The sequence below is a fragment of the Burkholderia catarinensis genome (assembly GCF_001883705.2).
Taxonomy (GTDB): domain Bacteria; phylum Pseudomonadota; class Gammaproteobacteria; order Burkholderiales; family Burkholderiaceae; genus Burkholderia; species Burkholderia catarinensis.
On sequence record NZ_MDEQ02000016.1, the window covers coordinates 141,034 to 155,501 of the forward strand.

General features: G+C 67.6%; 4 protein-coding genes. 3 read left to right on the plus strand and 1 reads right to left on the minus strand.

All coding sequences use genetic code 11. The annotated features are described in order from the left end of the window. Positions 1–58 precede the first annotated feature (58 nt). Entirely contained in the window at positions 59–3,088 is a 3,030-nt protein-coding gene (locus BFF94_RS25165) for a sensor histidine kinase (RefSeq protein ID WP_128843219.1), read from the minus strand. Between the two features lie 466 nt (positions 3,089–3,554). Here BFF94_RS25165 and BFF94_RS25170 point away from each other — a divergent pair, with 466 nt between their 5' ends. From BFF94_RS25170 to BFF94_RS25180, 3 genes are all read left to right on the plus strand, one after another. Next, positions 3,555–12,596 carry a YadA-like family protein gene (locus BFF94_RS25170; protein WP_219139977.1) on the plus strand — a complete coding sequence of 3,014 codons (9,042 nt, stop codon included), beginning with the start codon at positions 3,555–3,557 and terminating at the stop codon, positions 12,594–12,596. Between the two features lie 97 nt (positions 12,597–12,693). After that, on the plus strand, positions 12,694–13,410 hold the full coding sequence (locus BFF94_RS25175) for an OmpA family protein (RefSeq protein WP_128848308.1): 717 nt from the start codon (positions 12,694–12,696) through the stop codon (positions 13,408–13,410). 311 nt (positions 13,411–13,721) lie between these two features. Further along, a complete protein-coding gene (locus tag BFF94_RS25180) occupies positions 13,722–14,441 on the plus strand; it encodes a LuxR C-terminal-related transcriptional regulator (RefSeq protein ID WP_128841684.1) in 720 nt (239 codons plus the stop codon). The last annotated feature ends 27 nt before the right edge of the window (positions 14,442–14,468 follow it).

Consider the following 14,468-nt stretch of genomic DNA (forward strand, 5'->3'; position numbering starts at 1 on the left):
AGGCCGCTTCCTCGATCGGCGTGATCGTCAGCCGAGGTATCGCGCCGATGCCGGCGACTCAAGCATTCGTGGCGGAGGTTCCGGACGTCAGACCGGCTGGCGGCTTCGATTCGGTCGCGGCTCGCCGCGCGAGGGTCTCGTTCGCATCGCGCCGATAGCGATCGAACTCGCGCGCGAACGCCGCCGCGTCGCCGGCCAGCGCCAGCGCTTCCATCGCTGCACAGAGGCCGGACAGCTCGCGCTCGCCGATCATCGCAAACGCGCCGCGCATGCTGTGGATCTCCGAGCGCACGGTCTTGAGATCGCCGTCGTGCAGCGCACGGGCGATGGTGGCGTTCGAGCGTTGCGTCGCGTCGGCGAGCACCCGATGCAGGTCCTTCGGCAACGCGCCTTGCGCGCGCGCCGGCGCGTGCGGCTGCGGCGGCCGCCACGGGTTCGTGTATTTCGTGATCGCCAGTTCGAGCGACTTCAGCGAAGTCGGTTTCGTGACGATCTCGTCGATGCCCGCTTCCCGCGCGAGGCGCAGCTCGCCCGGCTCCGCATGGGCCGTCACCGCGAGGATCGGCTGCGCGCGGCCGCGCTCGCGCAGCACGCGCGCGAACGCATAGCCGTCGAGGCCCGGCATGTTGAGATCGGTCATCACCAGCGCGTAGTCGTGGCGCTCGACGAGGTCGAGCGCTTCCGCCACGTTCGATGCGACATCGGCCTGATAGCCGAGCACGTCGAGCTGGTCATGGACGAGCGAGCGGTTGACCGGGTTGTCGTCGACGAACAGCACGCGCGGGTTCGGCGCGCTGCCGCCCGCATGCGCCGGCGTCGCGCCGGGTTGCAGGTCGAGCGGCAGCGGCAGCGTGACGACGAAGGTCGAGCCGACGCCCGGCACGCTGTCGATGGCGATCCCGCCGCCCATCGATTCCGCGAGCTTGTGGCTCAGCGAGAGCCCGATGCCGGTGCCGCCGAAGCGGCGCGCGATCGACTCGTCGGCCTGCGCGAACGGCTCGAACACGTGTTCGAGCTGCGCGGCGGTCATGCCGATGCCCGAATCGCTGACGCGGATCGTCACGGGCGTCGCATCGGCGGCCGGCGCCGATACCGACAGCGCGACCGCGCCGCGATCGGTGAACTTGATCGCGTTGCTGACGAGGTTCACGACGATCTGCCGCACGCGCAGCGGATCGCCGACATACGCGCGGGCGGCGGCCGGATCGACGTCGATGCGCAGTGCGATGCCCTTCGCGCCGGCCACCGGCTCGAACAGCTCCGCGATATCGCGCATCAGCTCGTCGATCCGGAAGCTCGTCGCCTCGAGCGTCATCCGGTCGGCTTCGATCTTCGTCATGTCCAGCACGTTGTTCAGCATGTCGAGCAGCATGCGCGCGGCCGACGTCACGGCATGCAGGCGCGACTTCTCGCGGCGCGCGTCCGGCGCCTTGTCGAGCAGCTCGAGATTGCCGAGCATCGCGTTGAGCGGCGTGCGGATCTCGTGGCTGATCGTCGCGAGAAACGTCGATTTCGCCCGGTTCGCGCTGTCGAGCGCGCGCTCGGTGTCGGCCCGCGTCGTGATGTCGGAGAAGCCGCACAGCAGCGTGTCGTCGTCGCCGTAGCACATGCGCACGAAATTGACGGCGAGGTCGCGCGTGCTGCCGTCGGCGAGCGCGACGCGCAGCTCGGCGTCGAGCGTGACGGGCGCGCCGTTCCCGCATTCGCGGTAGCACGCGAGCAGGCGTTCGTGCAGCGACGGATGGCCGGGCGCGCCGTCGTACAGCTCGAGCATCCGGTTGCGCAGCAGCACCTCGCGTGTTTTCAGCGATACGAGCGCGATGCCGAACGGCGAGGTCGAAATGATCGCGCGGCTGAGATGCTCGCTTTCGAATACGCGGTGCGAACGGCGGAACAGCGGCGCGAACACTTTCAGGTCGAACGCGATCACGAGGATCCACAGCGTCGACAGCAACAGCCCGGCCACGCCGAGCTCCCGCAGCATCGTCGGCCCGATCGCGATGGCGATCGTGCGCCATGAATACGCGTAGACGATCACGAAGCCCGAATCGGAAAGCCGGTCGCTGATCGTGAAGACGCCGTGCAGATAGCTGTCGTCGAAGCGGTCGAAGCCTCGCCGCCACGCATTTTCGGCGAGCGCATGACGCATCAGCGCGCCGCCGTCGATCGACGCGCGCGTGCGATCGGCGCTCAGCAGGACCTCGCCCGATTCGTCGACGAGCATCGCGACCGCATCCTCGGGCGCCTGCTTCAGCCGGTCGGTGATCACGTCGGCGTCGAGCTGGCTCACGAACGTCATGAAATGCCGCTGCCCTTCGAAGGCCGGCTCGATGAGCAGAAACGTGTTCTTGCCCGACAGCGGATCGACGGTGGGCGCCTCCCAGGCGATGCGCCGCGTATCGCGCCAGTAGCGCGCGACGACCGGGTCCGACCAGTCGGCGACATCGAACGCGAGGCGGTCGATGAGCGTGTGCGTGTTGCGCGCGCCCACCCGGGCCAGCACGTCGGCATACGGCATCGCCGGCGGCGGCGTGATCGCGATCACGTTGCGCGCGGGGTTGTACGCGTAGCCCGCGACGGGCTGCCCGGTTTGACGCTCCGCCGCGGCGACCGAGATCGTCAGCCGTTCCATCAACTGCACGTACTTGTCGATGTCGCTGTCGCTTGCGCCGTCCGGCGCCGTGGCGACGAAGATGTCGCTCGACTGGTTCAACGGCGCCAGCACGACGTGCCCGTCGCGACGGAGCGTGTCGGAGAGGCTGCGCGAATGATGCGGGTGGCTGCTCCACAGCAGCTCCGCGTTGATGATCGCGCGCCGCATCGAGGCCTGCTTCGAGTCGATTTCGAGCTGCACCAGCGCCTTGTGCGTCGCGAACAGTTCGCGCCGCTTCAACACGTAGTCGCGCACAGATCCCGCGATCAGGATGCTGGTCGCGAACAGGATGACGAGCGACAGGACGGCGGCGCCGCCATACAGCGTGAAGCGCTGATAGCGGTTCAGCAGGCTCAGGTCGCGCGCTTCGCCGCCGGTCGACGCGAACGGCGCGCTGACGTTCGCCGGGGACTTGAACAGATGTCGGATGGGCATGGGACGAATACCGTCGTGTCGGTGCAAAAAGCGAGAGGCCGCGAAAGGGGCGATCGACACGGGGTGCGTGCGAGCCGGGACGCGTAGCGACGTCCATGAGCCGTGTGGGCAGGCAGGTGATGAGCCGCCAGCTCGGGGACGGGCCAATTATCGAGATGGCGAGACCATCAGTATGTAGGGCAGATCGAAATAGATCAATCAGATCGCTAGGACGGGTCCTATTTGAATGGATTTGTCGCGTGTGTTCGTAAAATTCCACGTCGTTTGCAGTTCTAACGAACGTCGATGAGCAGAAGCAGCGAACCCGCCGCGCATGCCCGATTGTCATGCATCGTCATATTCGGACCAGTCTTACAAAATTAGTTTTGACGCGTCTGGCTGTCTGATTACCGGCGACGACTATAAAAAATATATTGCCTCAGGTAACTCGAATCTCGTCTCCCATCTTCATATAGAGGCAATCAACATGAACAAGTCATATCGCACCGTCTGGAATGCAACGACGGGCACATGGGCCGCCGCTGCCGAAACGGCGCGAGGCCGAACGAAATCGAATTCGACGATGCGTTCGTCGGTGACGGCCGCGGTCGCGGTCATGGCGGGTATGGGCGGCGGCGTGGTTGCGTTCGACGCCGAGGCGCAGACGGCGGCGAACGGCAATGGCGCGCTGACGCTGTGCGGGCCGACCACCGGAACGGGAATCGGATACGGGTCGAGCACCAATTTGGTCGGGTGCGATCGAACGGATTACAACCCTATTTATCAAGGGCATCAAATATCGTTCGGACTCTCCAATATTAGTCAGTCGACCGGTTCAACAGCAGGTGTACCGATACCGTCGACTTTGGCTAGCGTCGGCGGGACCAAGGACGGCCACCTCGTACTGACTGGCGGGAGTGGCTTGCACCTCGTTGGACCGGCTGATTTCTCCAACAACGTCAGCATGACGAACAACCGCATTCAGAACCTGGCCGCCGGTACGGCCGGCACGGACGCGGTCAACCTCAATCAGTTGAACGCCGCCATTTCGGCCGGGGACGATCCGTTCGTAAATATTCAAACGGGTACGTATGCGTCGAACATTGCCGCGCAAGCCGGCGGCAGTGCAACCGCGATCGGTGCGAACGCCAATGCCAATTCAACGTCGGCGGTCGCGATCGGCGGCAACACGGTTGCGACCGGGCAGAACGCCGTGGCGATCGGCACGATGGCGCGTGCGGTTGGCTCGGAGACCACCGCGGTGGGCGTGGGCGCCGCCGCGGAGGCGACAAACTCCTCCGCGTTTGGCCGAGCTGCGCGATCGACTGCCAACAACGCGGTCGCGCTTGGTTACGGGTCTGTGGCCGATCGTGGGAATACTGTTTCGGTCGGCAGTGCGACATCGCAGCGCCAGATCACGAACGTGGCCGCCGGCACGGCGAACACCGATGCGGTCAACCTCGGCCAGATGAACACCGCGCTGTCGACGAAGGCCGACAACACGTACATCAAGGTCAATACCGGTACCTATGCCAGCGCAGTCGCGGCACAGGCCGGCGGCAGTGCAACCGCGGTCGGTGCGAACGCCAATGCCAATGCAACGTCGGCGGTCGCGATCGGCGGCAACACGACTGCGACCGGGGAGAACGGCGTGGCGATCGGCACGCTGGCGCGTGCGGTCGCCACGGACACCGTTGCGGTGGGTGTGGGCGCCGCCGCGGAGGCGACAAACGCTTCCGCGTTTGGTCGCGGTGCGCGATCGACTGCCAACAACGCGGTCGCGCTCGGTTACGGGTCTGTGGCCGATCGTGCGAATACCGTTTCGGTAGGCACGGCGACATCGCAGCGCCAGATCACGAACATGGCTGCCGGCACGCAAGCCGCCGACGCGGTCAACGTGGCCCAGCTCACGCCCGTCGTGACGGCCCTCGGCGGCGGCGCGGCGATCAACGCGACGACCGGCGCTGTGACGGGGCCGACGTACAACCTCACGAACGGCGGCAGGCAAACGACCGTCGGCGGCGCGCTGAGCGCTCTCGACGGCGCGCTGACCACCGCCAACGGCAACATCACGAAGAACACGACCGACATCACCCTGATCAACAATAAACTGGGGTCGATGGTCACGAACGACTACTTCAAGGTCGACACGAGCTCGGGTACGGCGGCCGCGGCGGCCGGCACGGGTGCGCTCGCGGTCGGCGCAAACGCGCAAAGCACCGGGACTTACGCGACCGGCGTCGGCAACAATTCTGTCGCCAGCGGCAACAATAGCGCCGCATTCGGCTTGGGCGCCACGGCATCGGCCGGCGCAAGCAGCGCATTCGGCTCGTCCGCTTCCGCGACCGGCTTTCACTCGACGGCGATGGGCCAGAGCGCGAAAGCGTCGGGTTCCGAATCCGTTGCGCTTGGCGTCAATTCGGTGGCCGACCGCAACAATGCGGTGTCCGTCGGCTCGTCGACACTGCAGCGCCAGATCATGAACATGGCAGCGGGCACGGCGAACACCGATGCAGTCAACGTCAGCCAGCTGAAGGGCACGATCGCGGCCTTCGGCGGCAATGCGGCGGTCGGTGCGGACGGCACCATCACGAACCCGACCTACACGATCGGCGGCAAGACCTATCGCGATGTGGGGACGGCGCTCGACGCGCTGGCGCAACTGGGTGGCGGCACCGATCCGCTCGCGGTGCGGTACGGCACGAATCCGGACGGTTCGCCCAACCTCGACGTCGTGGCCCTGGGCGGCGCGAACGGCACGACGCTGTCGAACGTGAAGGCCGGCGTGGCGGATATGGACGCGGTGAACGTCGGCCAGTTGAAGGACGCGGGCCTGGTCGGCAGCGACGGCAAGGCGATCGCGGCGGTGACGTACGACCGTAACCCGGACGGCACGCCGAACTACGGTTCGGTGTCGCTGGGCGATGTGAATACGCCGGTGGCGGTCCACAACGTGGCGGACGGCGCATTGTCGTCGACGAGCAAGGACGCGGTGAACGGTTCGCAGTTGTATACGACGAACACGCGCGTCGGTGATCTGGAGGATTCGCTGTCGAAGGGCGGGGTGATCGATCCGGTGACGGGCGAATCGCTGGCGGTGGTGTACGACGACACGACGAAGGGTCGCGCGTCGCTGGGTGGCACGGGCGGCACGATCCTGTCGAACGTGAAGGCCGGCGTGGCGGATCTGGACGCGGTGAACGTGAGCCAGCTGAAGGGTTCCGGTCTGGTCGGCGACGACGGCAAGGCGATCGCGGCGGTGACGTACGACCGCAATTCGGACGGCACGCCGAACTACGGCTCGGTGTCGCTGGGCAACGCGGGTACGCCAGTAGCACTGAAGAACGTTGCGGACGGCGCGGACAACCACGACGCGGTGAACGTCGGCCAGTTGAAGGACGCGGGTCTGGTCGGCGACAACGGCCAGGGCAACCTGACGTCGCTGGCGGTGGTGTACGACGACGCGAACAAGACGGCGATCTCGCTGGGTAACGCGAGCACGCCGGTGGCGATCCACAACGTGGCGGACGGTGCATTGTCGTCGACGAGCAAGGACGCGGTGAACGGCTCGCAGCTGTTCGCAACGAACACGCGCGTCGGTGATCTGGAGGATTCGCTGTCGAAGGGCGGCGTGATCGACCCGGTGACGGGCGAATCGCTGGCGGTGGTGTACGACGACACAACGAAGGGTAGCGCGAAGCTGGGCGGCGCGAACGGCACGACGCTGTCGAACGTGAAGGCCGGCGTGGCGGACATGGACGCGGTGAACGTGAGCCAGCTGAAGGGTTCCGGGCTGATCGGCGGCGACGGCAAGGCGATTGCGGCGGTGACGTACGACCGCAACGCGGACGGCACGCCGAACTACGGCTCGGTGTCGCTGGGCAATACGGGTACGCCGGTGGCGATCCACAACGTGGCGGACGCCGTTGCGGCGACCGACGCAGTCAACCTGGGGCAGGTGCAACAGGCCGTCGCGACCGGCAACCCGTATATCGGCGGCCGCGGCACGGGCGATGCCGCGCGCGCGACCGGTCTCAACGCCGTGGCGCTTGGTCTCGGCTCGGTCGCGGACGAGATTCGGACGATTTCCGTCGGTAACAGCGCGACCGGCTTGCAGCGTCGCATCACCAACGTTCAGGCCGGCCAGGCCGACAGCGACGCGGCAACCGTCGGTCAGGTGAACGACCTCGTCGGCGTTTCCTCGTCGAACACGCAGGCAGCCATCAATCGCATCGACTCGACGACGCAAGTGGCGCTGCAGGACGTCAACAACCGTCTGGACGCGATCGGCACGACCGCCTCCACGGATCCGTATGTTCAGGTGGACGGCGCAGGCGACGGCAAGGACAACGCATCTGTGGGTGCGGGCACCTATGGCGTGGCGATCGGCGCGGAAGCCAGCGCGAGCGGCGATACGGCGATCGCGATCGGCGCGCAGTCGGTGTCGTCGGGCTCCGGTTCGGTCGCGCTCGGCGCGGGCGCGTCGGCGACGGCCACGGGAGCGGTTGCATTCGGCACCGGCAAGGCGACGGGTACGAGCGCGCTCGCGCTCGGCAACGGCACGGTGGCAAGCGGCAACAACGCCGTGGCCACGGGCTTCAACGCGCACGCCGCGGGTCTCAATGCACTCGCGCTCGGCAACACCTCCCGGGCCAACGCCGCCGATTCCATGGCGTTCGGCACGACCGCACAGGTCGATGCGCTCGCGACGAACTCGATCGCGATCGGCCGTCAGTCCAACGTGACGAGTGCGGCACCGAACTCGGTCGCACTGGGCGCGAGCTCGGTCGCCGACCGGGCGAATTCGATCTCGGTCGGTTCGGCGGCGCAGCAGCGCCAGATGATTTACGTCGCGCGAGGCACGGCCGACACGGACGCCGTGAACGTCAGCCAGTTGAAGAGTGCGGTCGCGGCCTTCGGCGGCAATGCGGCGGTCGGTGCGGACGGCACCATCACGAACCCGACCTATACGATCGGCGGCGCGACCTATCACGATGTGGGGACGGCGCTCGACGCGTTGGCGCAACTGGGCGGCGGCACCGATCCGCTCGCGGTGCGGTATGGCACGAATACGGACGGTTCGCCCAACCTCGAGGTCGTGGCCCTGCGCGGCGCGACCGGCACGACGCTGTCAAACGTGAAGGCCGGCACGGCGGACATGGACGCGGTGAACGTGAGCCAGTTGAAGGGCTCCGGTCTGATTGGCGACGACGGCAAGGCGATCGCGGCGGTGACGTACGACCGTAGCCCGGACGGCACGCCGAACTACGGTTCGGTATCGCTGGGCAATACGGGTACGCCGGTGGCACTGAAGAACGTTGCGGACGGCGCGGACAACCACGACGCGGTGAACGTCGGCCAGTTGAAGGGTGCGGGTCTGGTCGGCGACGACGGCCAGGGCAACCTGACGTCGCTGGCGGTGGTGTACGACGATGCGACGAAGGGTCGTGCGTCGCTGGGCGGCACGGGCGGGACGATCCTGTCGAACGTGAAGGCCGGCGCGGCGGACATGGACGCGGTGAACGTGAGCCAGCTGAAGGGCTCCGGCCTGATCGGCGACGACGGCAAGGCGATCGCGGCGGTGACGTACGACCGCAATTCGGACGGCACGCCGAACTACGGTTCGGTATCGCTGGGCAATACGGGTACGCCGGTGGCACTGAAGAACGTTGCGGACGGAGCGGACAACCACGACGCGGTGAACGTCGGCCAGTTGAAGGGTGCGGGTCTGGTCGGCGACGACGGCCAGGGCAACCTGACGTCGCTGGCGGTGGTGTACGACGACGCGACGAAGGGTAGCGTGAAGCTGGGCGGCGCGAACGGCACGACGTTGTCGAACGTGAAGGCCGGCACGGCGGACATGGACGCGGTGAACGTGAGCCAGCTGAAGGGCTCCGGGCTGATCGGCGACGACGGGAAGTCGATCGCGGCGGTGACGTACGACCGTAACCCGGACGGCACGCCGAACTACGGCTCGGTATCGCTGGGCAACACGGGTACGCCGGTGGCACTGAAGAACGTCGCGGACGGCACGGACAACCACGACGCGGTGAACGTCGGCCAGTTGAAGGACTCGGGTCTGGTTGGCGACGACGGCCAGGGCAACCTGACGTCGCTGGCGGTGGTGTACGACGATGCGACGAAGGGTCGTGCGTCGCTGGGCGGCACGGGCGGGACGATCCTGTCGAACGTGAAGGCCGGCGCGGCGGACATGGACGCGGTGAACGTGAGCCAGCTGAAGGGCTCCGGGCTGATCGGCGACGACGGGAAGGCGATCGCGGCGGTGACGTACGACCGCAACACGGATGGCACGCCGAACTACGGCTCGGTGTCGCTGGGCAACGCGGGTACGCCGGTGGCGCTGAAGAACGTCGCGGACGGCGCGGACAACCACGACGCGGTGAACGTCGGCCAGTTGAAGGGCACGGGCCTGGTCGGCGACGACGGCCAGGGCAACCTGACGTCGCTGGCGGTGACGTACGACGACGCGAACAAGACGGCGATCTCGCTGGGCAATGCGGGTACGCCGGTGGCGATCCACAACGTGGCGGACGGCGCATTGTCGTCGACGAGCAAGGACGCGGTGAACGGTTCGCAGTTGTATACGACGAACACGCGCGTCGGTGATCTGGAGGATTCGCTGTCGAAGGGCGGGGTGATCGATCCGGTGACGGGCGAATCGCTGGCGGTGGTGTACGACGACACGACGAAGGGTCGCGCGTCGCTGGGCGGCACGGGCGGGACGATCCTGTCGAACGTGAAGGCCGGCGTGGCGGACATGGACGCGGTGAACGTGAGCCAGTTGAAGGACTCCGGTCTGATCGGCGGCGACGGCAAGGCGATCGCAGCGGTGACGTACGACCGCAACCCGGACGGCACGCCGAACTACGGTTCGGTATCGCTGGGCGGTGCGGGTGCGACGGGTCTGGTGGAGCTGAAGAACGTCGCGGAGGGCGGCACGGATACCGATGCGGTCAACGTTGGCCAGATGAAGAAGTACGTTGCCGACAATTCGGGTGGTCCGGGCAATGCGCTGGCGGTCGCCTATGACGACGCCAGTGCGCAGCAGGTCACGCTGAAGGGCGCGAACGGCACGACGCTGTCGAACGTGAAGGCCGGCACGGCGGATCTGGACGCGGTGAACGTGAGCCAGCTGAAGGGCTCCGGGCTGATCGGCGACGACGGGAAGTCGATCGCGGCGGTGACGTACGACCGCAACACGGACGGCACGCCGAACTACGGCTCGATCTCGCTGGGCAACGCGGGTGCGCCGGTGGCGATCCACAACGTGGCGGACGGCGCATTGTCGTCGACGAGCAAGGACGCGGTGAACGGTTCGCAGCTGTTCGCGACGAACACGCGCGTCGGTGATCTGGAGGATTCGCTGTCGAAGGGCGGCGTGATCGATCCGGTGACGGGCGAATCGCTGGCGGTGGTGTACGACGACACGACGAAGGGTCGCGCGTCGCTGGGCGGCACGGGTGGCACGATCCTGTCGAACGTGAAGGCCGGCGTGGCGGATATGGACGCGGTGAACGTGAGCCAGCTGAAGGGTTCCGGGCTGATCGGCGACGACGGGAAGTCGATCGCTGCGGTGACGTACGACCGCAACGCGGACGGCACGCCGAACTACGGTTCGGTGTCGCTGGGCAAGGCGGGTACGCCGGTGGCGCTGAAGAACGTCGCGGACGGCACGGATAACCACGACGCGGTGAACGTCGGCCAGTTGAAGGATGCGGGCCTGGTTGGCGACAACGGCCAGGGCGCCCTGACGTCGCTGGCGGTGGTGTACGACGACGCGAAAAAGGCGGCGATCTCGCTGGGCAACGCGGGTACGCCGGTGGCGATCCACAACGTGGCGGCGGGCGCGGTGAGCGCGACGAGCGCGGACGCGATCAACGGTTCGCAGTTGCACGGCACGGCGCAAAGCGTCGCCGACGCGCTCGGCGGCAGTGCGGCGGTGCAGCCGGACGGCACGATCGGCGCGCCGACGTACAACCTGGGCGGCACGGACTACCACAACGTCGGCGACGCGCTGGCGAACCTGGATGGCCGCACGACGACCAACACGGGCGATATTTCCGACCTGAAGGATCGTCTGTCGGACAGCGGGCTGGTCGACCGTAACGGCAACACGCTGGCCGCCGTGACGTACGACCAGAACGCGGACGGCACGCCGAACCGCGGTTCGGTGACGCTGGGCGGTGCGAGTGCGACGGCGCCGGTGGTGCTGAAGAACGTCGCGGACGGCGTGGACAGCCACGACGCGGTGAACGTCGGCCAGTTGAAGGGCACGGGCCTGGTCGGCGACGACGGCCAGGGCAACCTGACGTCGCTGGCGGTGGTGTACGACGACGCGACGAAGGACCGCGCGACGCTCGGCGGCACGAACGGCACGACGTTGACGAACGTGAAGGCCGGCGCGGTGAACGCGACCAGCACCGACGCGGTGAACGGTTCGCAACTGCACGGTCTCGCGGATAGCGTGGCGACGACGCTTGGCGGCGGCACGACGGTCGATGCGGACGGCAAGCTCGCGAATGCGGCGTTTGAGGTGAACGGCAACCGCTATTCGACGGTCGAGAAGGCCATCCAGGCGGCGGCCGCCTACGGTGCGACCGATTCGCTCGCGGTGCGTTACGACCTGAACGCGGACGGCACGCCGAACTACGGCTCGGTGACCCTCGGCGGAACGGGGGCGGCTCCGGTCGTGCTGACCAACGTCGCGGACGGCGTGAAAACCTACGACGCGGTGAACTATGGCCAGTTGAGCGCGCTGAACGATCGCGTCGACGATCTGGGCGGCCGCGTCGGCGCGCTGGAGCTGAACCCGGGTAATGGCAGCGGTGGCGGCGGTTCGGGCGACAACCCGTACTTCGCGGGTACCGACGTCGGCGATCCGGCGTCCGCGACGCCTGCCAATGCAGGCGCCGGCACGGGCAACACGGCGGCCGGTTCGGGCGCGACGGTCGGCAGTGGCGCGAACAACGCCACGGTCATCGGCTCGAACGCGAGCGCGACGAAGGATAACGGCGTCGCGATCGGCTCGGGTGCGAAGAGCTCGGGCGAAGGCGCGGCCGCGATCGGCCAGGGCGCGAGCGCGACGGGTGCGAACTCGGTGGCGCTGGGCTCCGGCTCGGTGGCGACCGACGCGAACACCGTGTCGTTCGGTAACGGCACCGACGAAGGCAACCGCCGGATCGTCAACATCGCCGACGGCGTGAACGCGTCGGACGGCGCGACGAAGGGCCAGCTCGACCGCGCGATCGGCGGGGTGCAGGGCCAGGTCAACGATTTGTCCCGCAACGCGTACTCCGGTATCGCGGCAGCCACCGCGCTGACGATGATCCCGGGCGTCGACCCCGGCAAGACGCTGTCGTTCGGCGTCGGCGGCGCGACCTTCAAGGGCTATCAGGCGGTGGCGTTCGGCGGCGAGGCCCGCATCACGCAGAACCTGAAGATGAAGGCCGGCGTGGGCCTGTCGAGCGGCGGCAATACCGTGGGCGTGGGTGCGTCATATCAGTGGTAAAGCGCGGGCGGGGCGAATCGCCCCGCCCGGGTCTGCCCCGTTTATCCCATCCATTCACATTCAAACGGAGCGTCCGCCCGCGGGCGGACGCCATATCATGACCAAGACTTCACTGTTTCTGCGCGCCGCATCGATCGGCGCCATTGCGATGGTGCTCGGTGCGTGCACGACGCAATCAGGGCTCACCTATGACATTCGCGCCGTCTCGGCGCCGAACCAGCCGGATCGCGTATTCCGCGTGAGCTGCGACGGGCTGCTCGGCAGCGCCGGCGCGTGTGCGGCCGCGGCGGAGCAGTTCTGCCGCGGGCAGGGCTTCACGCCGCTTGAAATGATCGATCGCGTGCGCAGCAACGCGCCGATGAAGGATCCGCGCGAAATCACGTTCATGTGCGGCAAGCCGCAACCGCAGCCGGTCGCGCAACCCGCGCCGCCGCCACAACCGCAACCGCAACCCGAGCCGGTCGTGCAGCGTCGCGTGCTGCTGCAGGGCGACGCGAACTTCGCGACCGACAGCGCGGTGCTGTCGCCCCAGGCGCGCAACGGCCTCGACCGCTTCATCGACGCCAACCGCGGCGTCGAGTTCAGCCGTGTCGCGATCACGGGCTTTACCGATTCGACGGGCGGCGCCGCGCACAACCGGACGCTGTCGGCGGCCCGGGCGCGCACCGTGGTGAACTACCTGCGCTCCAACGGCCTGCAGGCGAGGTCGTTCTTTGCCGAGGGGCTGGGCGCCGCCGATCCGGTCGCATCCAACGCGACCGAGGACGGCCGCGCGCAGAACCGCCGCGTGGAAATCCGCATGGACAGGCAATAACCGTATCGCGCAGCATGCCGCTGCCGGCCACGAGCCGGCAGGCGGGCGACCGGCGGCCAGGCGCCGCGCGTCGCCCGCCGGGCGAACCTGCCGGGCCACCCGCTCCACACGAGCCGGTGGCCCGTTTTGCATGGCGCGGGCTCCGAAACCCGCCGCGCCCGCCCGAGCATGGTTGACACCCCCGACTTCGTGCGAAGATAGCGCCCAAATACGATCACGATCCACGGAGGATCCGGGACGGCGCGGTTGTGCCGTTGCCGGCCAGCGGGCGGCCAGCCGGCCCCCGCGATCCGGTGGACACTCGGACGACTATGGGAAGCTATCAGATACGCGTGGTATTGGCCGACGACCATCCGGCGTTGCTCGTCGGCGTCGAGCACGGGCTGTCGTCGGTGCCGACGATCCAGCTGGTCGGCACGGCTGGCAATTCGACCGACCTCGTTGCGCTGCTCGACCGCGAGCCGTGCCAGGTGCTGGTGTCCGACTATGCGATGCCCGGCGCGCATGGCGACGGCATCGCGTTGTTCTCCTACCTGCAGCGCAACTATCCGGACGTGAAGCTCGTCGTGCTGACGATGCTCGACAACGCGGCCGTGGTGGGCGCGCTGGTGCGGCTCGGCATTGCCTGCATCGTCAGCAAGTCCGACACGATCGATCACCTGATTCCCGCGATTCACGCGGCCGCGACGGGCGGCACCTACTACTCGCCGTCGGTCGACAAGATCGTGCGCACGCTGTCCGCGCATTCGAGCACGCGCATCGTCGACCAGGCGCCGAGCCTGAGCAGCCGGGAGATCGAGGTCGTCCGGCTGTATGCGTCGGGGATGACCGTCAACGAGATCGCCGAGAAGCTGAGCCGCAGCAAGAAGACCATCAGCACGCAGAAGGCGCGCGCGATGCAGAAGCTCGGGCTGGAAAAGGATATCGACCTGCTGCGCTATGCGATCGAGCAGGGGATCGTCGCCGCATCGGGCAGCGAGGGGAAGGTGGCGGATCAGGAAGGAGAGCAGGCGGGCGCCGGTCAGGGCTGACCGGCCTCCCGCAGGTTGCGGCGCGGC

Bases quoted from the DNA above. Each gene is read 5' to 3' on its own strand.
- BFF94_RS25165 (WP_128843219.1), bottom strand. From the start codon at position 3,088: ATGCCCATCCGACATCTGTTCAAGTCCCCGGCGAACGTCAGCGCGCCG.
- BFF94_RS25175 (WP_128848308.1), top strand. From the start codon at position 12,694: ATGACCAAGACTTCACTGTTTCTGCGCGCCGCATCGATCGGCGCCATT.
- BFF94_RS25170 (WP_219139977.1), top strand. From the start codon at position 3,555: ATGAACAAGTCATATCGCACCGTCTGGAATGCAACGACGGGCACATGG.
- BFF94_RS25180 (WP_128841684.1), top strand. From the start codon at position 13,722: ATGGGAAGCTATCAGATACGCGTGGTATTGGCCGACGACCATCCGGCG.